The organism is Mycobacterium sp. IDUB_39 (assembly GCF_055419205.1).
Genome location: NZ_JBVAXF010000005.1, coordinates 119,002 through 140,181, shown reverse-complemented (window position 1 = coordinate 140,181; position 21,180 = coordinate 119,002). Strand labels below are relative to the sequence as shown.

Here is a 21,180-nt window from a genome sequence, read left to right as displayed (position 1 = left end):
TGCGTGGCCCATAGACTCGCGGCGCCATTCGAGAACCGACAGGACGAGGGTGTCGTGCGCGACAACGATGAGATCGCCGCCTTCCTGGCGGCACTGGAGGAGCGTCTGGCTGTCTCCGTCACCGACGACGTGGTCGAGCCCATGCGGGTTATCGACGAGCACCTGGACGTCGTCGCGCAGCTCGGCATGTCCGCCGTGACAGCGGGCGGTAAGCGGCTTCGGCCGCGGTTTGCCTACTGGGCGTGGCGGGTGGCCGACGACAGTGGCACGGACACCGGCCCGATCGTCCGGCTGGCGGCGTCACTGGAGATTCTGCACGCGGCCATCCTGGTGCACGACGACATCGTCGACGGTTCCGAACTTCGCCGCGGCCAGCCGTCGGTGCGCGCGTCACTGGCGGGGCAGCACCGCGACCAGGGCTGGTCGGGTGATCCTGTGGTGTTCGGCGATCACACCGCGTTGCTGGTGGGCGACCTGCTGTGGTCGGCAGCCCACGATGAGTTCGACGACGCGGTGTCAGGGCTGCCACCTGCCCGGCAGCGCGCCATGTCGCGCGTCGTCCGGTCCATGCGGGTTGAGGTCATATCCGGTCAGCTGCTGGAACTGCGTGCGCAGGCCGGTCACCGGTACGACGCCGCGACGGCCAGCCAGATTCGGCGGTACAAGACCAGCGCCTACACGGTCGAGCGCCCGGTCGAGCTGGGCCTCGGTCTCGCCGGATCGGCCTCGCCGACGACTGCCCAGACTCTCAACGACTACGCCCGCGCGGTGGGGCATGCCTTCCAACTGCGCGACGATCTCGCCGATCTGTTCGGCTCGACCGAGACCAGCGGAAAGAGCGCGGGTGACGACATCCGCTCCGGCAAGCCAACCGAGCTGCTGGGGATGGCTGTGGAGCTGGCCACCGGATCAGATGCGCGGACGCTATCGAGTGTTGTCGGCGACGCCGCCGCAGAACCGGCTGCGATCGCCGAGGTGCGACGCATCATGTTGGGTTGCGGCGCAGCGGATCACGTCCGGCGGCGGATAGCCGACCTGGTCGCGGTCGCCGATCAGGCGCTCGCGGACGTGCCCCGCTCGACTGACCCGGCCGCGCTCACAGGCCTGCGCGGGTTGCTGACCGAGTGCACCGATGTGTCCTTCATGCGCTGATCCTGACCCACGGGATCGCCGTCGCCCAGCAGGCGTTGACACCATCAACCACCGGTGACACATCTGCGGGCGAAATCTGTGGATTGCGCTAGGAAGGGGCCCGTGGCGGCCTGCTCTCCTTCATGACCATGCAATAGGGCATTTCGGCTACTTGATCGTAGCTGTTAGATCGCCAGACATCGCACCCAGCTGCGGTCCCCAGCTACCCCAGTCGTGCTGTGGTCCATCCGGGAAATCGAAGTGTCCGTTGCGGCCACCGACCGATCTGTAGTGCGCGTAGAAGGCCCGGTTGCTGCCCTGGGCCTGGTCGCAGTAGCCGATCATCGCCGCCGGGTCACTGCAGGTCAGAGTCGACGGACTGAACACCCACAGCCGGGTGTTGTTGTCAACCAACAGTTGTAGATGCGAATCCGGGTCGTGCCACTTCCAGCGGCCCAGCTGCGGGGCGCCCCACATGCCATAGGAGTCGATGCCGCCGAAATGCGCCATACCCGCGGTAATCGCACCGTTGAACGTCGTCGACGACGGGGTCAGGAAACCGGACAACGATGCGGCGAACCGGAACCGATCTGGGTGGAACGCCGCCAGCGCTATCGCTGCAGTACCGCCCTGCGCCGCACCCGCCACACCGTGACCGTCTGGGGCCAGACCTTTGTTCGTGGCCAGCCAGTCCGGCAGTTCCTGAGACAGGAAGGTCTCCCATTGCTTGCTGCCGTCCTGTTCCCAGTTGGTGTAGAAGCTGAACGCGCCACCGGCCGGGGCCACCACCGAGATACCTTTGCCTGCCAGGGTGTTCATCGCATTGCCGGCCGACACCCAATTGCTGACGTCGGGCCCTGCGTTGAACGCGTCGAGAAGATAGACCGCATGCGGACCGCCACCCCGGAACGTCACCGGAACATCGCGGCCCATCGCACCCGACGGCACCATCAAATACTCCACACCCGAGGCCGCCTTTCCAGCAGCAGCCGTCCACAGGAACATCACCAGCGTCACGACGGCAAACAGCACACGCAGCAACATGATTACCGGTCGATGGCCACTCGGCGACACCACACCTACGGACTTCAACTCAATGCCCGGCATGTTTCACCTACACCGGCGGATAGGCTGGCGGCGGGTAGGTCCCTCGAAGCCCCCACGCCAGCCAGTTGAAGAAGTACTCGACCTCATCACTGGCGTCATAGTCCGGACTTGGATCCATCGTGTTCTCACCTACTTTCAAGTTGCACTGCGCGAACGGGTGTTAGTGACGCGAAGTACCCGTCAGACGGGTGACACACGCGGACACGGCATGTTTCATGCTGGAGTTCCGTATACGGCCACAACCACGGTCCGGTCGATGCTGTTTTCCGACCAGACACCTATATCGGTATTGGCGCAGTTGCTCATGATCGCCAGGTCCGCCTGGTTGTAATACCACTGACGCAGGATCTCAATGCCGCTGATGGCGATAGCCGGATTGATGGCGATTGTCTCAGCGACCGCACCGCGGTAGTCCGCGGAGTGAGCCCTGTCCGCCACGGTAGAACCGTCAGATCCTCTGCCGCTGTCGAGGTTTCGGTTCGCCATCAAGTCATCGACATGCCATTTCGCCGCCTGACGCAGGTTCGGATTCATCTGCACGTCACTGGTGCAGCCGGCCTGATGCTGAACCGTGTAGACATTGTCCACCACACTGTTGTTGAGCCGTCTGTTGTCGGCGCGTGCGGTTCCCGGCACTGCCAGCGCGACGGAAATGACGATAAGAGTCAATAGTGCAACAGTTTTCATCTTGATCCCGACATCGTTGAGTAGTAGACGACGATCCCACATCGACGACGCCTAACCGGCGCCAGAATTCTCTCGTAGTCGGCTAACAAGTAACCTCGATTGCGAATTCTGCAGTAGTCGACTGGCTCGGATTTCGCATGTCGAAACCACCTGCAATTCCGGATATCTGATAGGTAGAGCCAGTAAGATCGACGTGAGCCTCACCGCCCAGCCCCTCGTTGTAGCTACCGGTGAAGCCATGTGCATCACGTAGTTTGACCCACTTGACCTTGAGGCCATCGCTATTCGAGATCGTGGCTGCCGCGACCGGGGGTTCGGCTCCGATTACGATCGACGTCGTATGCGCGGCCGGCGTGCACTGCACCGCCTCGATCCGGCCGGCGTCGGCACCGTCGACGGTCAACTGCGCCACTCCAGATGACTTCAGGCCGAGGTGCGGGCCCACCGGGTCCGGTTCTGGCGAACAGCCGACGCCGCCAACGACAACAAATAGTGCTGCCGCAGTTACATATTCGATCTTCATGGCGCCTCCCCTGTCGTGAATCGCTATATGGGTTCGAATCCGGAGACCAGCCATTGATCACCGACCCTGTCCATGGACACCCGGACCACCGACGACATGTCAGTCGGAGCCTCTTCGCCGACGACCACTGTCTGATCGACGAATACCAGAACCACTGCATGTTTCGGCGTGACCGACACCGAGCCCGCGGCAGGGATCCGCACGACGGCTGATATACGTTGCGCCTTGGCGCCCGGAATCACGACGTCGTTCGTCAGCTGCGTATAGGACTCCTTGAACGTCCCGGTCAACCGACCCTGTGCAGCGTGCAAGTCCTGTTCGACGGACTCCGCGTTATAGGACAGCATGGCGGTGGCCGTTTCAGTCGCCGCCTGGACGGTTTCGTGCACGCTGTTCTCCGGGACGCGAAGCGACGAGTCCTGCCACTTCAACCAGCCTGCCGTAACCGCCAACAGCAGTGCCAGACCGGGCAGCAGACCATAGGTGATTACGCCGGACAAACGGGCTCGACGCTTGGCTGGCGTCGTCTCAGCTTCGTCGACAACACTGTCGGCGCCTTGGGTATCGGAGGATAGAACATCCTGGTCTTGTTCATCATCCGGCACCCGCATGCTGCGGTCATCGACTTTCGATTCCTTGATTGCTTCCACCCTGCTACCAGTCTGGCCGGTTGTCATGGCACGAAGGCGACTTGGGAGATCTTCATCTCGTTGTCAATCTTCTGGACAGACATCCGCATCCGCCATCTCCGCGGTTCCTGTTCTGGTGCACCAGCATTCGTGATGGCGACCCGGGCGACCACTAATACCTGAGCTGTGTCTGACGATTGAGATTCCAATGCAGATTCAGTGATTGAGCCTTCTGACCGCGAACGCGCCTTCTTGACCACGTCGATGAATGGTTCTGATCGTTGGGCGAAGTCGTCCCGAAACGCGCCCGTGGCGGAATCCAGAACGCGTTGAACATCGCGGTCCGCGTGCTCCCAGTCAATCGTGGTCAGGTTGAGCGCCCCCTGACGCGCCGTCTGAACATACGACTCACGCTGCGCTTCAGCATTGTGCGACTGGTACAAGCGAAACCCCTGCCACCCAACTAGTACGCCCAGAGCAACCACGATCGAAAGACTCACTGCCAGAGCTATCCGACGGCGTGACACCGGCGAGGTGTCCCCTGCCCTCTCATCGGAGTCGAGTTCGACGTCGGCGTCAACCACGTCTTCGTTCCCCTCGATGTCGGCGTGATCGCTCAACGCCCCGTCGGCGGTATCAACAAGTCCTGCCATGGCTGCTCCTCTTCGGGGTTCTGGGCGAGGTCGCGTTGTCTGTGCAGTTGCCCGTCTGGCCCGACGTAACCACCCGTGGCTGGGTCGTACTCGACGACGGCGAGCGGCGGAATACCTGCACCACTCGGTTCGGGCGGCGCCTCGCCGGGAGCTAACTGCGGAATGTCCTGACCGGACAATGTCGCATTCGGATCCCCTTTCCAGTTCAAGCCGTCGTTGAGCGGTACGTACTCCTCATCGCTTTCGCACATCTTCACCGACGGTGCGCGCTTGCCCGGTCGCCCTGCACAGGGCAGGTTGCGTGCGCCACGGACCGTGGTGAGCTGGGAGTCCTGCGGTATACGGCAGTAGAAGTTCCCTTCGGGAACATCGGGGGCGTCTTGGAAACTGGGGGCTCGTTGTTGTTGAACCGGCAGGAATCCGGTGGTACACGGCGGCGGCGAGTTCAAGTTCAGGTTGAAGCTCAAATACGCTCCGACGTAATCCTGTTTGGTGCCGGTATTGGCAACCAATATCCCCTGAACGTTGCCCACCGCCTGCGGCACCGCCACAAGCAGTGTTTCGATGTTGTCTCGGTAGGTCAGCGCAACCTCGCCTACGCTGACCAGATTGGCCAAAAGGATAGGCAGGGTCGGCTGTAACTCATCGACCAGCATCCGGACCTCGTCAGTCGACTTGCTGCCCTCCGTCAACAAGCCCGCGACGGACGCGTCGTTGTTCTTCAGCTGAGTGGTGACCGTTGCCAGGTTGGACGCCCACTCCTGGATAGCGCCTGACGACTGGACTTGGCTGTCCAGCAGTGGTTTCGACTTGTCGATGAGTGTCACGAAGGAGTCTAGATTCTCTCTGGCCCCTCTCGACAGCGCGATCGTATTGTCCAGCAGCCGAGAAAGATCCGGTCCAAGCCCGCCGACAGCTAGATAGGATTCATCGACCACCGTCTTCAGGTCATCACCGGGGATTGCCTTCAGCCCGGTGTTGACCGAGGCCAGCAGTGAGTTGATGTTCGGTGGAATGGCGGTGCGGCTGGCCGGGATGACGTCGCCATCTTTCAGAGGTTTCGCATCTCGATTGCGCGGAAGCAACGCGACGTACTGTTCACCCACTGCCGAAACGCTGTGCACCTCGGCATCAAGGTCGGCGGGGATATCGATGCCGGACTTGAGACTGAGGACTGCCGCGGCGCCGGTGTCAGTCAAGCGGACATCCACGACCCGCCCCACCGCGACGCCGCGGTATGTCACATTTCCGTCTGCATACAGGCCCCCGGCCTGTGGCAACTCCACAGTCACGGTATACCGACCTACACCGAAAAACGTTGCCGGTATGCGCATGTAACCGAAGAACATGAACGAAACACCGACGGTGGCGATCACTGCAAAGATCGCCAATTGGATCTTGACTGCTCGTTTCAGCCGCATATCAGCGCCCCTGATCGAAATGGTAGGGAGCAACCAGCGGATTTCCCGCGGTGTATGGGCTGGGCATCTGGCCGATGGTGCGGCCCCATTGCATCTCCAGTTCCGTGAGATCGCCTTCCCATCGGGTGCCGGTGAACACTCCAGCGTCGATTCGGCTCAACGTCAGATCGACGACAGCCGTGAGGTTCGCGTAGTCGCCCCGAATCCACTTGTCGAGAGTGGGCTTCGGGAACGGCAGAGTGGAGAGCAGATCCATCGACCTGGTCAACGCCGGTCCCGCATCGGCCAGGGACTTCAACACCGGACCGAGATCCTGCAACTCTTGGACCAGATTCTCCTTGGTCTGATTTACCGTGTCGGTGACCAATGCGCTGAGCTGGCCGCCCTGAGACGCCGCCTCAGTGATGGTGTCCCGCTCGTTCTTGAGCACGGTCAACGCATCCGGCACGGTTTCCAAGGCTCGGTCGATGACCGGTTTCTGATCGGCGAACCGGCCGACCAGTTTATCGAGACTGTCTGCCGCGGCGATGATGTCATGCTTCTGGTCGTTGAGATAGCCGACAAACGTGTTGGACTGATCGATCAGGCTTCGCACCTCGTCTTCGCGACCGGTGAGTGCGGTGCTCATCGCCGAGACGATGTCTTGTATTTGGCCCACGCCACCACCGTTGAGCACCATCGCGAGCGAGGACAGTGTCTGTTCCGTCGATGGGTTTGCGCGGGCAGATGACAGCGGGATCAGCGATCCGTCCTTCAGTTTGCCTTCCGCGGGAACGTCCTTCGGAGGTGCTAGCTCGATATGCACCGAGCCCAGCAGGCTCGTCTGACCGAGGGTGGCCGTCGCGTTGGCAGGCAGGTCGACATCCCTGTCGAGCGTCATGGTGACCAGCGCATGCCAACCCTGCACCTCGATATTCGAGACATTGCCGATCGTCACGTCGTTGACCCGAACGCGCGAGTTACGTTCGAGGTTCTGCACATCGGGCAGCTGCGCCTGAACGCGGTAGGAACCGGGGCCGCCTCCCTTGGTACCCGGCAACGCCACCGTGTTCAGTCCCTGGAAGTCGCTGCACGCCGGCAACCCGGCGATGGCCACGACCATCAGCAGTTTCGTACCGATACGGTGCCACTTGATCATTGACCAGCCCCCGAGGGAACCATCATGCCCAACAGGCCGTCGGCGGGATCCAGCGCCGCCGGTGCCGTGTCGTGTGGCGCGCCACCTATCTCTGCCGGCAGTGCCGGGGCATCCGTCGGGGTCAGCTCGGTCGACGGTGGTGCTGGCGGCGGGATGTAGTCCGGACGCATCCAGTCCTCGCTGTAGGTGAGTTCGTTGGGGCGTGCCGTCGCCCCAACGAACGGGTTCAGACCGAGGGGCGGAAAGTTGTACTGACGGTTCTTCACAATCGGCGCCAGGTACTGGGCGCACAACTTCGAGGACTCCTCAGCGCCTCGCCGCGACGCCGCCTGAATCGCGCCACACAGAAACTGGATTGGATTGGCAAAGTTATTGGCCGCCAGGATTCCGCTCAAGGTGCCTTGCGCGGGTTGGTAGATGTTGACGAAGTTCTGCGCCGTGGTCGGGAACACATGCAATGCCTGCTTGACGTCGTCAATGTTCTTTACGACCGCGTTGGAGATCGACGTCAGTTTTTCCGAGCTGATGCCCAATGCCTCGCGGTTGTCGGCCACGAGCCTCGTGACATCGCCGGCAACCTCGCTGAGATCTCGCACGGCGTCGCCGACCTCGTTGGGATCGTTGGCGACAAGGCTTGTCACCGAAGCCAGGTTCCCGTTCAGCGCTGTCAGCAGATCACCGCTGCTTTCCAGGGCAGATACCATGATCGCCAGGTTCTTGATCGTGGAGTACAGGTCGCCCCGATGGTCACCGAGAGTGGAAACGGCCCGCGACAGCTTCGTCACGCTCTCCCGGATGTCCTGACCCTGGCCACGTAAGTTGTCGGCTGCCGTGCTGACAAACCCACCCAGCGTGCTGACGCCACCGGGCTCCGTCGGCTGCAATGTCTTGGTCAGCTTCTCCAAATTTGCACGCAGGTCGTCCCATTCCACCGGAACGGCAGTGCGTTCTTGGGGGATTATCTCGTGATCCTGCATCACCGGTCCGGTGCTGTAAGCCGGCGTGAGCTGAAGAGCCCGGGCGGTGATCAAGGTCGGCGACAAGATCGCCGCCCTTGCATCGGCAGGCACCTGATATTTGCTCTCGTACCAGAATGAGATCTTCACCCGGTCGGGCTCAGGCTCGATCTTGTCGATCTCCCCCACTGGGACACCGCGAATGACCACGTGGTCACCCACATAGACACCGTTGCTGTTGTCGAAGTATCCAACAATGTGTGTGCGCCGGGCACTGCCGGAAGTGTGTATGGCCACGGTGATTCCGCCGACCAACGACACCACCAGGACGACGGCCGCACTGACCATCGCATAACGGGACTTGAGAAGTCTCACTGTCCATCCCCTTGCGCCGGTTCGGAATCAATGGGTCCCGCTTGATCCACTGCGGATGGAGAGGCGCTGTCACCGGGCAGCGCAGGAGGCCCTGGCGGCGGCCCGCCCGGTGGTGGCGCGGGCAGGGGCTCCCGATACGGGTAGCGGGGGTCGCCGGGCTTGCCGGTGATCGCGTCGGGGAGGTTCAGATGCGGTTCGCCGCCTTGACCGGTGCGTGGATACGGAACTGGAAGCGGCGGCGTGCCCGGTTGCCCGATTTGCGGGTCAGCGCGCTCGGTGGGCGCGAGGACGCTCGGATCCAGACCGAGATCGGAGAACGCCGCGTCGACGAAGGGCTGCACGAACTGTCCGGGCAGCAGGTTGACGACGTAGGCCTTGAAGAAGGGGCCAGACGCCACCGCTTCTCCTAGCCCGAGTGCGTAGGAGTTGAGCTTGCTCAACGCTGTGAGCACGTTGTCCTTGCGATTGTCGACGATGGCAAGAACTCCGTTGAGTTTGTCCAGCATTGGCTTCAACGTCTGGTTATTGTCCGCCACAAAGCCTTTCAGCTCTCGAGCGAGAGACGACAGGTTGGCCGATATCTGATCCAGTGCGGCACTCTGGGATTGCAGTTCTACGAGCAACGCGTTGGTATCGTGGATGAGCGCGACCACTTTGTCGCTCCGCTCGGCCAACACCGTTGTGGCTTTGTTGGCGTTCTTCAACAGGTTTCGGAGTTCGTCGTCGCGCTTGTCCAATGTGTCCGACACTCTGGCCACTCCCTTTACCGCTTCCCTCAACGCGGGAGCGGTATCGGCGAATGTTTCGGAGAGCACGGTAAGAGAATCTGACAGCTGATCGGTGTCCAGGCCACTGATGGTTTTAGTGAGATCACCCAGTGCATCGGGTAACTCGTACGGCGCTGTCGTTCGCTCCAGCGGGATTGGCTCGCTGAGCTCCCCGTCTCCGCGTGAAGTGAGTTCTAGGTGCCTGGTCCCCAGTAGGCCCTCCAGCCGAATGGAAGCCTCGGTGCGTTCCCCCAGCCGCACCCCGGCGACATGGAATTTCACCAGGACTCCCGGTCCGTCAAGCTCGACGCTCGATACCTCTCCGACGTCGTAGCCCGACACTGCGACGGCACTGCCTGACGTCAGGCCACCCGCCTCGGTGAAGTAGGCCGAGTAGTCCGTTCCGCTATTGACGAACGGCAGCTTGTCGTAATTCAGAGCGACCACCGCCGCAAGGACGGTGATACCGACACCGACGACGGCGGTTATGTAGGGATTGCGTTCAGCGAAGCTTTTCATTTCGGGGCGCACCTCCCGGAATCCTGGCCGGCAACCTTGACGTAGGTCGGCTGACCGCCCTTGCCGTTGAGTTTCAGCACGACGTCGCACATATAGAAGCTGAAGAAGTCACCGTAAAGAGCAAGGCGGTCGAGCTTCTGATACGCGTCCGGCAGTGTTTTGAGCAGGTCGTCGAGATACTCGTGATCCAATAGCAGCGTTCCCGCGGTCCGATCCATCTCCTGCACCACCGTCTTGATCGGTGCGCGGGCCTGGCTCAGCAGATCGGTGATCGTCCCAGCCGCCGCGTTCGCGTATGTGATTCCGTTACTGATGTCCTTCTTGCGCGTTTCGAGGCCGGCGACCAGCTCGGACACCGAGTCGACCGCCTTGGCGAACTGGTCGCTCTTGTCACCGACTGAAGCAAGCACCGTATTCAGGTTCGTGATGACCTGGCCGATTAGCTGATCACGATCAGCGAGAGTATTGGTCAGTGCGGCTGTTTGGGTGAGGATTGAGCTCACCGTGGCCCCCTGCCCTTGGAAGGCTGCGATGAGTTGGCCGGTCAGAGCGTTCACCTGAGCTGGTTCGAGCGAGCGGAACAAGGGCCGAAAACCACCGACCAGCGCCTCGAGATCCAGTGCAGGCTCGGTACGGCTCATTGGGATGATGGCCCCCGAATTGAGTTTTCTACCTTCGCCGCGCCCCTGTTCGAGCGCTAGGAATCGGCCGCCGATGAGGTCGCTGAATCGGACCGCGGCCTTACTCTCTTCGGTCAGGGACACTGAGTCGTTCGCCCCGAACTCGACGAGAACCGTTGAGTCCTGCCGGACGGTGATTCTCTCGACCTTGCCGATCTCGACACCGGCGACGCGAACGAAGTTGCCGGGGCGCAATCCCGAGACATTCGCGAACACCGCCGAATAGCTGACCTGCGGCTGAAAACGGAGCTGAGCCACGATCGCGATAAGCGGAAACGTCAGACCCGTACAGACCGTCGCGTAGACGGACAGCCGCAGAATCTTTGTGAACAAACCCTTTTGCATATTCGTGTGCCTGTTCCGTTATCAGGGCACCGGCGCCGGGATCGCCGGTGGTGGGGTCGGTTGTGCACCTGGATGAGCTGGCTGGAATGGCTCCGCCCCCGATGGTGGCGGACCCGGATCGCGAGGTCTGCCAGGTGCGGGCGCGGGTGGTAGGCCCGGGTAGAGCGGTGCTCCGTCGGCTTCGTACAGCGCCGCACCGTACGGGGGTGCGCCTGGGTACGGGATGGGGCCAGGTGCCGGACCGCCCCGGTTTCGAATACTGGGTGGCTCGGGCACTGCGCGTGTGACCGGGAAGTAGTTCGCCCATCCTGGGAAGCCGATACCGGGGTTCGGCCGCACATCCAGCCCGGTGCCCCACCCGGTGTCGGTGACCAGATACCGCTGCGGCCAGTTCTTCGAGACATCGGGAAGTGAACCGCAACTGGGCTGGCCACCGGGGCCACCTTTGGCACCGTTGATCGGCAGATTCTCGGGATAGCGATACGGGTCGTCGCCGGGCAGCAGGGCGACGTCCAAGATGATCGACTTCCCGTTGTGGCCGCCGGCCACCTCTCCCCAGCCCATGTCCATCGCGGTCTTCGCTCCGACCAGCGTGCAGGTGAGTTCCGGTTCGTACTTTTTCAACAGACGTGTCGTCGGCGCTAGTGTGTTGACACCCTGTATCAGGTTGTCTTTGCTCTGGCCGAGCAAATCGATACCGCTGTGAGACAGCCCGATGAGGTTGAGCAGCAATGTATCCAGCTCGCGGGCATGATTTGTGACCGTGACACTTGTTGTGCTGGCAGCGTCCAACACCGTCAGAATGTCTTGCGCGGCAGCCCCGTAGGTGTCTGCGACGTCTTTCAAGGATCGATAGTTCTCCCGCATCGCCTCGCTACGCGGATTGAGCGTTGTGAGCACCTGGTTCAGGTCGGTGATCATGCCCCCGAGCCCCTCGCCTTTACCGCGGAACCCTTCGGCCAGCGCCGACAGCACCGCGTTGAGCTTCGCAGTGTCGACCTGTTTGAGTACGTCGACCAGATTCTGGAACACCGTGTTCACTTCGATGCTGACATTGCGTGACTTCACCACAGCTCCGGCGACGAGCCGCTTCGCACTGGGGTCCTGGGGTGGCAGAAGCTCGACATACTTGGCCCCAAACGCGGTTGGCGCTGCGATCTGCGCCTCGACGTTGGCCGGAATGTACGCCAGCTGATCGGGATAGAGCTCCAGCTCAATACGCACCGGGTTATCCGACTGGATCGACGTCACCCGACCGACTTGAACGCCGCGCATCCTCACCTTGGCGTCGGTCTCCATCACCAAGCCGGCACGGTCAGTCGTCAGGGTCACCCTTGCGTAGGGTCTGAAGTCTCGGTTGAACATTCCGACCGTGAACACGATCAGTCCGATAATCACTGCCATTTCGATGGCAGTCCAGACCGCCGGATGCAGACCGGCTTCTCGCCACTTCGGTTTCGTCATCGCTACCCCGATAGATTGAAGTCGCCGGTATTTCCGTACACCGCCATGCCGATCATCAAGGTGGTGGCTACTGACACGATCAACGAAGCCCGCACCGCACGACCGACAGCCTCGCCGACACCAGCCGGTCCACCCTTGGCGGTGAATCCGTAATAGGTGTGCAGCAGCATCACCACAACTGCCGTCCCCACCGCCTGGACCAACGCCCAGATCAAGTCGGTCGGCTTGAGGTACGTATCGAAATAGTGGTCGTAAACGCCGGCCGACTGTCCGAATACGAAGATGTAGACGAAGCGAGTGGTCAGATACGCGGCCTCGGCGGACAGACAGAACAGTGGGATGGTGACGAGCACGCCGGAGACCACGCGGGTGGAGACCAGGTAGGCCATCGAATTGATGCTCATCACCTCGAGTGCATCAACCTCCTCGTTGATCCGCATCGCTCCAAGCTGTGCGGTCGCACCGGCACCGATGGTCGCGGCCAGCGCGATGTTGACTATCAGCGGTGCGGAAACGCGGGTCGTGACATAAGCGGAAAAGAAGCCGCCCACCGCGTCCGCACCGACATGACTCAACGACCGGTGCGCCTCGAGCCCATTGAGTGCGCCGAGGGAGATCAGCAAGAACGTCACGATGACGACCGTTCCGCCGATTGCGGCCAGTGCGCCTACGCCCAAGCTAGTCTGCGCCATCACCCGCAATGTCTCGACCTTGTAGCGGACAAGCGCATTCGGAATCTGGCCGATCGACTTCGCATAGAAGGCCGCTTGCACACCAGCGCGATTCCATCGGTCACCGAAGTAGCTGACTGCATTGGTGATTCGCGACAATGGAGACTGTGAGGGTGCGCTCACGATGCCATCTGCGCATTCATCGCAGTCAACACGATATTGATCGCGAACAGGGTCATGAACGAAAAGACCACCGTCTCATTCACCGCATTGCCGACTCCCTGGGGGCCGCCACCTACCGTAATGCCCTTGTAGCAAGCAATCAATCCGGCCGCTACACCGAAGAGCACGGCCTTGATTATCGCGATCACCGATTCACGAAGTCCGACGAGCAGCGTCAGGCTCGAAGCGAAGGCACCGGGGGTGACGTGTTGCAGGTATACGGTGAATGCGTAGTCCGCGGCCAGCCCCGTGGCAGTCGTTATGGAGTTGAGCAGTAACGCATTGACGGTCAGCGCAGCCACCCGCGGAGCCAGCAGGCTGCGGACCGGATCCATTCCCATTACCCGCATTGCATCAATCTCTTCGCGAATTGTCCGCGCACCCAGATCCGCACACATGGCCGTTCCGCCTGCACCCGCGACCACCAATACGGTCACCATCGGTGCGATCTGGGTTATGCAAGCGACGCCGGCCGTGGCGCCACCAAGATCCGCCGCTCCCAACTCGACGAGGAGCGCGTTCAGCTGAAAGACAGCAAATGCGTTGAACGGAATCGATAGCAGGACGGCCGGGACGATCGCCACGCGAGCGACAAATAGCGTCTGGTCCACGAACTCACGCCACGCAAACGGCGCTCGAAACATCTGCACCAAGATATCCAGCGAAACAGCGAAGAAGTTGCCCACCTCGCGCGTCGGCTTGGCTGCGATCCGTATTGCCGCCGATGGACGGCGTACTTGGGCCTCGGTCAGTTCTGCCATGTCAGCTAGGCCTCGCCTTCTCAGCAAACAGTGTTCGCGATTTCGGATCCTGGATACAGCAGTTGAATCAACCTACAACGCGGAGGATGACGCCGTCAATCCCCGCACCACTCCAGAAACGGCACCCGTGGCCGATCCATCATGTTCATCTCAGCAGCCAAGGCTCATCCGACCTGCACTGGCATCTATTGAATGGGTTGCGACGCAGAGACTTCCGCACCACCATGGAATCGGGATCGGCGAATCTGCAGACTGATCCCAGCGTCTTCCGCCCGGCCGATTCCGTCGCGTCATTGACGTCGAGACTCTTCATAGCGCCAGGCCGCCAGACACTTCGGCGCCCACGGCATGGACACCGCGCGCCGCAAGTCACTCAGCCGGGCGTCCGTCGCGGTGCCTGATCAACGGAGCGCCGTCCTGGCCGGCAGCCGGGTCGAGTACCGCAATGCAGACCAAAGGCTCTGCACACCAACGATTCCGACACACGCGACGACTTCTTTTGAGCGTGCCGCACCGCGATCAGCCAGGTTGGTAGTGCGCCGCCGAGTTCCGAAGCTGCCAGATTTGCGCAGGGCACAGAATGCCGACTGCGTACGAGACGAGATAGTTGGCCGAGGCCTCGTCGTTCGGTACCACGTCGCGCTTGACGTCGCTCATGACCTGCCGATAGGTTGAGCCGCCGCCTACCTTGTCGCATATCTGCCGGCCGAAGCCGATCGCATCATTGTTCGGAAAGCCGTAGTGTCGGCGCACCGTAACGTTGTAGGTGTACTCCACTTCCGGCGCGGGGACCGCGTATGCCAATGGCGCTGACACCGGTGCAATGACACCGAAAGCGGTAGATCCGATCATGAAGACGATGAGCGTTTTTACCCACTGCATGGACGCGATCCTATGCCTCTGTCTTACTTGATATTTCGGAACAATTCAGGGAAGTAGGCCAGCGCGGCTTCGGCTGCTGCAAGCCCGGTCGACGGCCGGCTACAGCTACGAAAACGACAAGCCTGACGTCCACGCGCCGTCAACGACGAACTCCGCACCGCTGCAGTACGAAGCCGCGTCGGATGCGAGAAACCCCACCACTTCGGCGACCTCTGCCGCAGAGGCCAGGCGCTTGAACGGAACCAGCGGTTCCAACGCCTCTGCAGTCGTCTTGCCGTCCGCGCCCAGATCGACTTCGTCGAGCATAGGTGTATCCATGGCTCCCGGACAGACCGCGTTGACCCGGATTCCCAGCTCGGCTACTTCGAGTGCGACTGAGCGCGTCATTCCGATGACAGCGTGTTTGGTTGCGCTGTAGATCGATTCGCCCGGCATCCCGCGTATTCCGTTCATCGATGAGACATTCACGATCGAGCCGTGTCCGGCCTTCATCATCTCAGGCAGAACTGCGCGCATCCCGAGGTACGGGCCAGTCTGATTCACGGCGACGATGCGCTGGTAGTCCTCCAGTGAGGTGCTGATCAACGGTGCGATCCAGAGAAGTCCCGCGTTGTTCACCAGCACGTCGATCTGACCAGATCTTTCCATCACCCCGGAAACTGCACTGTGCCAGGATTGTTCGCTCGTCACGTCGAGCTCCACGAAGGACGCCCGTTCGCCCAGCCGGTCCGCGCATTCTTTCCCAAGCGCAGGATTGATGTCCGCTGCGACAACGGTCGCGCCTTCATTGACCATCCATTGACAAACAGCGGCACCTAGCCCTCGACCAGCTCCAGTCACCAGGGCAACCTTGGACGAGAGTTTCGTCATTGCACTGATCCGGCCTTGAAGGTGATCGGAACCGAACAGTACCCCTGGACCTGCCCGGGGTTCCATCGCACTCTCGACTCATCTTCGATTTCGAAGTCCGGGATGCGGCGAAGGAATTCCTCAAGGAGAACGCGCAGTTCCAGTCTCGCGATGTGCGCGCCCATGCACTTGTGGACGTGGCCGCCGAAGGTGAGGTGACGGTTGGGGCTGCGGTCAGGTACGAATGTCTCTGCGTCCGGGAACTCGCGCTCGTCGCGGTCAGCCGAGCCGATCATCATCAACACGACGTCGCCGGCCTTCAACTGCTGTCCAGCGAGCTCAGTGTCTCGCACCACCACTCGGCTCGGCTGCGACGGGGACCAAAACCGCAACATCTCGTCGACGGCCGCGGGAATCTTCGAGGGGTCGGCGGCAAGTTGGTGACGCAAGTCCGCATCTGTGGCCAGATGCCACATCATCGAGCCGATGGCCTTCTGCGTGGTGTCAATGCTTGCCAGCATCAGCAGCAGACAGAATCCCAGTAGCTCGTCCTGGGTCAGACGCTTACCGTCGACCTCGGCCCGGATCAGCCTGGAGAGAACGTCATCGCCTGACGGGTCCTCGCGACGCTCCTCGAGCTTGGCCGCGAAGTACTCGTACTGCTTCTGCATCGCCTCCCGGGGCGCTTCGGGGTCCGACGGCGAGTTATCGACCACTGCCGACACCCATTCCAATAGGCGAGGCGCATCTTCAGCCGGCACCCCGAGCAGCGTCGTGCCCATGTAGCACGGAATCGGCTCGGCCAGCGTCTTGTAGACGTCACAGTGCCCGATCTCGATGAAGCCGTCGATGAGCTCGTTGACCGCCGCGCGTATCGGTTCCTCCCACATCTCGCGCGTTCGGCGCGGCGAGAACGCCGGCGCCAGCAGCGACCGGTACAGCGAGTGATCGGGCGGATCAAGCTCGATGGGAATCATCGGCGCATCCTGTGGAAATGCGGGAAAGGTGATGCGCCGCGAGGAAAAGAGTTCCGGATTGTGGAGTATCTCGTAGCACTCCGGGTAGCCGGTGACGACCCAGAACCCACCGTACTGCTCACTTCGACCGACCGGGCACCCGGCGCGAAGCTGGCGATAGACGGGGTACGGTGCCTCGCCGTTGGGCCTCGCCGTCATGTGATCGAAATGTGCGTAACCCTCTGGGCATACGGCTAGTTCGGTTACCTCGGTCATCTCTGTGCACTCCCACTCTCGTCGATCGTGATTGCATGTTCGGGACAGTTAGCGCTGACCTCCATCGCCCTGGCCAGCAGACCGGCGTCGTCCGCGAGCATCCCGTCGAGAAGGAAGCCTGCGTGGCCGTCATCGTCCACGGGCTCGAACATCTCCGGCTCGATGGAATAGCAGCGTCCGTGTCCCTGACAACGGTGTTCGTCGATTCGAACCTTCATCGGTCGGTGCCCTTTGTTCTCCGGTTCTTTCGGTGACTATGGCTTCTCGCCACCGATTGCGAACGGTTTAGAATCCTGGATACAGGCACAGGAGGCTACCGGACACGACGAACCGCCGTCAATGACTGCGGCGTACGCCCAAGCGGGAAGTCAGCCGAAATACCGGGTGTAGCGCAAGGTCCGCTGAATGTGCCGCCTCGCTTCCTCTTCGGCGGCAGCGGGCTTGCGCTCCACCACCGCCTCGAGGATGTCGCGATGCTGCGCCTGCGCATCGTCGAGTAGCTCCTTGTAGGTGCTATCCGGATTGGCCGCGGCAAGGTTTGTGGCAGCGGTCTCCCGCACCAGCGGCAGGTACAACATGGCTGAGCTGGTCCGGATCAGCGATGCGAAGGACTGAACCTTGGCGTTGCCGGAGGCCAGCGCGAACAGCTCGTGAAACTCGGCGTGCGCGCGGTTGCGTCGCACCGGATCATATGGTTCCGACGAGCCCGCCATTTCGTCTAGCAAGTGGCGGGCTCGCTGTTCGTCGTGTGCGGTCAGACCCTTGCGCGCGGCCAGCCTCGCGGCAAGGCCATCAATGACCTCACGCAATTCATACATCTCGCGCAGGTCATCCGGTCCGATCTCGACAACCTCCACCGTGCGGTTGTTATCCGAGGCGCGGACCAGGCCTTCGTTATCCAGGACACGGAGCGCCTCGCGCAGCGGTGTGCGGCTCACGCCGAGCTGCGCCGCCAGGGCGACCTGAGGTAGCGGCGTGCCGGCTGGCAACGCGCCATCGACGATGCTCTCGCGGAGCCGATTGACCACTTCGTCGACCAGGCGTGGCGTTCTCCTGAGCAACTCCATACGAGCTGATGGATCGGCGGTCATCGGTTCCTCCCTATCGGCGCTCCAGCCCCGCCGTCGGCGGACAAGTTCGCGCTGGTGGAACCAGTGTAAGACAGGAGATTCGAAAGCCGCCTTGTCGTACGGGATCCTGGATGCAATACTCGACGGGCAGCGGTGCGATCGCTCCCAAGCGATTGTCAACCTTCATTATTGAGAAGATTGAGTCACAGTGGATGGTTTGAGCGAGTTCCACCGGGTTGCCAACGATGTTCGGAACTGGGGTCGCTGGGGTGAGGCCGACGAGCTCGGAACGCTCAACTTCATCAGCGACGACAAGGTGCTGCAAGCTGCAGGTCTGGTGAAGAAGGGCAAGGTCTTCCCACTCGGCATTGAGTTCGGCACCTCGAGCCCGCAAGGAGGCCTCGACTTCCGTAACAAGCCGATTCATCTGATGACCGTCGACGGCGGCGACGAGACCGAGTGGGCCAAATACGGCAGCAAGTGGCCGGAGAACAGGACTGCACAACAGATCAGCCGCTACTTTGAAGCCAGCCCCTTCCGCTTCAACGACGATATGATCATCATGCCGCTGCAGGCGTCGACGCAGTGGGATGCGTTGTCCCATGTGTATTACGACGGCCAGCTGTACAACGGCTTTCCTGCCTCGTCGGTCACCAGTGCCGGTGCATTTCACTGCTCGATCGATCAGGTCGACGTCAAGGGAATAACGACCCGCGGCGTGCTCATCGACATGGTCAAGCACCGCCGTGTCGACTTTCTCGAACCCGGGAGCGACATCACACCGGACGAACTCGACGCGGCGGCGGCCGCCCAAGGCGTGACCGTGCAGCGCGGAGACATCGTCGTAGTCCGCACCGGGTGGATCGCCAAGTTTCGGCAGACCGGCAACCCGCTGGAACCGTCCTCCGGGCTGTCCTGGACTGTCGCGTCTTGGCTTCACGACCACGAGGTCGCAGCCGTTGCCGCTGACAACGTTCAAGTCGAGAGCATGGAATCCGGCGTCGAGGGCATGTTCAACCCACTGCACCTGCTGACTCTGCGGGATATGGGCATGATGCTTGGCGAATTCTGGTTCCTCGACGATCTGGCGGCCGACTGTGCCGCCGACGGCGTGTACGAATTCCAATTGGTGGCGCCGCCATTACGAATAACCGGCGCAGTCGGTTCACCCGTAAATCCCATCGCCCTCAAGTAGCGGCGAGTCCGATCCCACGTAACGAATCCGCAGGAGGCTACCCCGTTATGGTTGATGCCGAGCAGTTGGCAAAAAAGTACGCCGAGGAGCGCAACAAGCGAATCCGGGACCGCGGCTCGAGTCAGTACATCACCATCGACATCGGCTCCGATGTCGAGGCCGACCCGTTCACGAAAACCCATCCACGAGAGCCGGTTACGAAGGAGACCGAGGTCGCCGTCGTAGGCGGCGGCTTCGCCGGTCTGCTGACGGCAGTTCACCTGATCAAAGAGGGCGCCGACGACGTCACCGTCATCGACAAGGCCGCGGATTTCGGTGGCACCTGGTACTGGAACCGGTATCCGGGCATCGCCTGTGACACCGACTCGTACCTCTACATGCCGTTGCTGGAAGAGACCGGCTATGTACCGAGGATGCGGTACTCCCCTGGCGATGAGATCTTCGAATACGGCAAGTCGATCGCCAAGCACTACAACCTCTACCACAACGCGGTCTTCCAAGCCCGTGTCCTTGGGGCGACCTGGGACGACACCGCGCTGCGTTGGATCGTGACCACCGACCGCGGCGATGAGATCCGATCCCGCTACGTCGTCCTGGCGACCGGTGGCATCCTGCACCGGCCCAAGCTTCCGGGCATCCCCGGCCTCGAAACCTTCAAAGGTGACTGGTTCCACTCCAGCCGGTGGAACTTCGACGTCACCGGCGGTGACTCACGTGGCAACCTGCACAAGCTCAAGGACAAGCGGGTTGCGATCATCGGCACCGGACCGACCGCGCTGCAGGCCTTTCCACATGTAGTGAAAAGCGCGAAAGAGACCTACATGGTGCAACGTACGCCGACGATCGTGCTGCCGCGAAACAACGAGCCCACGGACGAAGAGTGGTTCGGCGCCCAGGAGCAGGGTTGGCAGGAAAGGCGGTGGGCCAACTTCGAAGCACAGATGCTGGGCGTACCGGTCCAAGAGAAGATCGTCGACGACGAATGGACCAAGGTATGGGGTATCCCGGCCATGGAGGTTCCCGACGACGGTTCAGCGCCCGACATGGACGACTACCTGCGCACGGTCGAGGATTACGACATTGCCCAGATGGAGCGGGCCCGGGCACGAGTCGACGAGCTGGTCGAGGACCCCGCGGTAGCCGAATCGTTAAAGCCCTGGTACGCAACGCATTGCAAGCGTCCCGGTTTCAATGACGAGTATCTGCAGGCCTTCAACAGGGCCAACGTGCATCTCCTGGACACCGACGGCAAAGGACCGGAGGCGATCACCGAGAAAGGCATCGTGATCGACGGTAAGGAGTATGAGGCCGACATCATCGTCTATGCCACCGGCTTCGAGGCCGCGGTCACTCCGGACCGATCGGGCGGCTTCGATGTGGTCGGTTGCAACGGCGTGGCCCTGGCCGACGCCTGGCAGCAGCGCGTCCGGACCGTGCACGGCATCCAAACTCACGGGTTTCCCAACATGTACGTCGTCGGCGGACTCCGCCAAACCGCGGTCACGGTTAACAACACTTACGCGTTCACCTACCAGGCCCGCCACATTGCCAAGAGCATCGCCCAACTGCGCGATGACGGCATAGTGAAATTCGACGTCTCCGCGGACGCGGTCCAGGAATGGTGCGACGCCATGGACGAGAAGGTCGGGCTCGTTTTCAACGCCGAGGCAGTGCAGGCCTGTACGCCCGGCTATTTCAACAACGAGGGCGACTTCGACTCCACCACAGATACTTTCGAGAACGGCCGGCCGATCTGGGTGGATGCTTACGGCGGCGGGACATTCGAGTACCAGCACCTTCTCACGAAGTGGCGGGAAGCCAAGGAGTACGAGGGCAATGCCACCATCGTGCGCGCAAGCGACGCAGTCCAACGCTAGGACGGGTTCGGGTGCTGATCGGCGGA

Annotated in this window: 22 protein-coding genes; 3 read left to right on the top strand and 19 right to left on the bottom strand. The window is 61.7% G+C overall.

Features of this window, described 5'->3' with window-relative positions:
- Positions 1 to 3: 3 nt before the first annotated feature.
- On the top strand, positions 4 to 1,152 hold the full coding sequence (locus tag ACZY0X_RS19320; RefSeq protein ID WP_463772683.1) for a polyprenyl synthetase family protein: 1,149 nt from the start codon (positions 4 to 6) through the stop codon (positions 1,150 to 1,152).
- A gap of 147 nt (positions 1,153 to 1,299) precedes the next feature.
- Here the strand turns inward: ACZY0X_RS19320 and ACZY0X_RS19315 are convergent, their stop codons facing one another.
- The 19 genes from ACZY0X_RS19315 to ACZY0X_RS19225 form a co-directional block, all read right to left on the bottom strand.
- The gene (locus ACZY0X_RS19315) at positions 1,300 to 2,136 is read right to left on the bottom strand and encodes an alpha/beta hydrolase-fold protein (RefSeq protein ID WP_463773358.1); all 837 of its coding nucleotides are present in this window, start codon (positions 2,134 to 2,136) and stop codon (positions 1,300 to 1,302) included.
- 109 nt (positions 2,137 to 2,245) lie between these two features.
- Positions 2,246 to 2,356, bottom strand: a complete 111-nt coding sequence (locus ACZY0X_RS19310) for a hypothetical protein (protein WP_463772682.1) — start codon at positions 2,354 to 2,356, stop codon at positions 2,246 to 2,248.
- Between the two features lie 95 nt (positions 2,357 to 2,451).
- Positions 2,452 to 2,967 (bottom strand): CAP domain-containing protein, encoded by a 516-nt coding sequence (locus ACZY0X_RS19305; protein ID WP_463772681.1) that lies wholly within the window; start codon positions 2,965 to 2,967, stop codon positions 2,452 to 2,454.
- 40 nt (positions 2,968 to 3,007) lie between these two features.
- Positions 3,008 to 3,448 carry a lipoprotein LpqH gene (locus ACZY0X_RS19300; RefSeq protein ID WP_463772679.1) on the bottom strand — a complete coding sequence of 147 codons (441 nt, stop codon included), beginning with the start codon at positions 3,446 to 3,448 and terminating at the stop codon, positions 3,008 to 3,010.
- Between the two features lie 23 nt (positions 3,449 to 3,471).
- A complete protein-coding gene (locus ACZY0X_RS19295) occupies positions 3,472 to 4,125 on the bottom strand; it encodes a hypothetical protein (protein ID WP_463772678.1) in 654 nt (217 codons plus the stop codon).
- Complete coding sequence (locus ACZY0X_RS19290; RefSeq protein WP_463772677.1) at positions 4,122 to 4,730, bottom strand: mammalian cell entry protein; 609 nt, start codon at positions 4,728 to 4,730, stop codon at positions 4,122 to 4,124. The genes ACZY0X_RS19295 and ACZY0X_RS19290 overlap by 4 nt, the downstream gene beginning before the upstream one ends.
- Positions 4,694 to 6,151 carry an MCE family protein gene (locus ACZY0X_RS19285; protein WP_463772676.1) on the bottom strand — a complete coding sequence of 486 codons (1,458 nt, stop codon included), beginning with the start codon at positions 6,149 to 6,151 and terminating at the stop codon, positions 4,694 to 4,696. The genes ACZY0X_RS19290 and ACZY0X_RS19285 overlap by 37 nt, the downstream gene beginning before the upstream one ends.
- Before the next feature lies 1 nt (position 6,152).
- Positions 6,153 to 7,289, bottom strand: coding sequence for an MCE family protein (locus ACZY0X_RS19280; protein ID WP_463772675.1), 1,137 nt, complete (start codon positions 7,287 to 7,289; stop codon positions 6,153 to 6,155).
- Positions 7,286 to 8,593, bottom strand: a complete 1,308-nt coding sequence (locus ACZY0X_RS19275; protein ID WP_463773357.1) for an MCE family protein — start codon at positions 8,591 to 8,593, stop codon at positions 7,286 to 7,288. The genes ACZY0X_RS19280 and ACZY0X_RS19275 overlap by 4 nt, the downstream gene beginning before the upstream one ends.
- Before the next feature lie 23 nt (positions 8,594 to 8,616).
- Positions 8,617 to 9,906 carry an MCE family protein gene (locus tag ACZY0X_RS19270; protein WP_463772673.1) on the bottom strand — a complete coding sequence of 430 codons (1,290 nt, stop codon included), beginning with the start codon at positions 9,904 to 9,906 and terminating at the stop codon, positions 8,617 to 8,619.
- The gene (locus ACZY0X_RS19265; protein WP_463772671.1) at positions 9,903 to 10,931 is read right to left on the bottom strand and encodes an MCE family protein; all 1,029 of its coding nucleotides are present in this window, start codon (positions 10,929 to 10,931) and stop codon (positions 9,903 to 9,905) included. The genes ACZY0X_RS19270 and ACZY0X_RS19265 overlap by 4 nt, the downstream gene beginning before the upstream one ends.
- A 21-nt stretch (positions 10,932 to 10,952) precedes the next feature.
- A complete protein-coding gene (locus ACZY0X_RS19260; protein ID WP_463772670.1) occupies positions 10,953 to 12,395 on the bottom strand; it encodes an MCE family protein in 1,443 nt (480 codons plus the stop codon).
- 2 nt (positions 12,396 to 12,397) lie between these two features.
- Positions 12,398 to 13,252, bottom strand: coding sequence for an ABC transporter permease (locus ACZY0X_RS19255; RefSeq protein WP_463773356.1), 855 nt, complete (start codon positions 13,250 to 13,252; stop codon positions 12,398 to 12,400).
- On the bottom strand, positions 13,246 to 14,049 hold the full coding sequence (locus ACZY0X_RS19250) for an MlaE family ABC transporter permease (protein ID WP_463772669.1): 804 nt from the start codon (positions 14,047 to 14,049) through the stop codon (positions 13,246 to 13,248). Before ACZY0X_RS19250 ends, ACZY0X_RS19255 begins: the two co-directional genes overlap by 7 nt.
- A 519-nt stretch (positions 14,050 to 14,568) precedes the next feature.
- A complete protein-coding gene (locus ACZY0X_RS19245) occupies positions 14,569 to 14,901 on the bottom strand; it encodes a DUF732 domain-containing protein (protein ID WP_463773355.1) in 333 nt (110 codons plus the stop codon).
- Between the two features lie 135 nt (positions 14,902 to 15,036).
- A complete protein-coding gene (locus ACZY0X_RS19240) occupies positions 15,037 to 15,801 on the bottom strand; it encodes an SDR family NAD(P)-dependent oxidoreductase (protein ID WP_463772668.1) in 765 nt (254 codons plus the stop codon).
- Positions 15,798 to 16,955, bottom strand: a complete 1,158-nt coding sequence (locus tag ACZY0X_RS19235) for a cytochrome P450 (protein WP_463772666.1) — start codon at positions 16,953 to 16,955, stop codon at positions 15,798 to 15,800. The genes ACZY0X_RS19240 and ACZY0X_RS19235 overlap by 4 nt, the downstream gene beginning before the upstream one ends.
- 53 nt (positions 16,956 to 17,008) lie before the next feature.
- Positions 17,009 to 17,230: a ferredoxin gene (locus ACZY0X_RS19230; RefSeq protein WP_463772665.1), complete on the bottom strand. Its 222-nt coding sequence runs from the start codon at positions 17,228 to 17,230 to the stop codon at positions 17,009 to 17,011.
- Positions 17,231 to 17,380: 150 nt separating this feature from the next.
- Positions 17,381 to 18,103, bottom strand: a complete 723-nt coding sequence (locus ACZY0X_RS19225) for a GntR family transcriptional regulator (protein ID WP_463772664.1) — start codon at positions 18,101 to 18,103, stop codon at positions 17,381 to 17,383.
- A gap of 187 nt (positions 18,104 to 18,290) precedes the next feature.
- Here ACZY0X_RS19225 and ACZY0X_RS19220 point away from each other — a divergent pair, with 187 nt between their 5' ends.
- Both ACZY0X_RS19220 and ACZY0X_RS19215 read left to right on the top strand, forming a co-directional pair.
- Positions 18,291 to 19,277 carry a cyclase family protein gene (locus ACZY0X_RS19220; RefSeq protein ID WP_463772662.1) on the top strand — a complete coding sequence of 329 codons (987 nt, stop codon included), beginning with the start codon at positions 18,291 to 18,293 and terminating at the stop codon, positions 19,275 to 19,277.
- Positions 19,278 to 19,324: 47 nt separating this feature from the next.
- Positions 19,325 to 21,154: a flavin-containing monooxygenase gene (locus ACZY0X_RS19215; RefSeq protein WP_463772661.1), complete on the top strand. Its 1,830-nt coding sequence runs from the start codon at positions 19,325 to 19,327 to the stop codon at positions 21,152 to 21,154.
- The last annotated feature ends 26 nt before the right edge of the window (positions 21,155 to 21,180 follow it).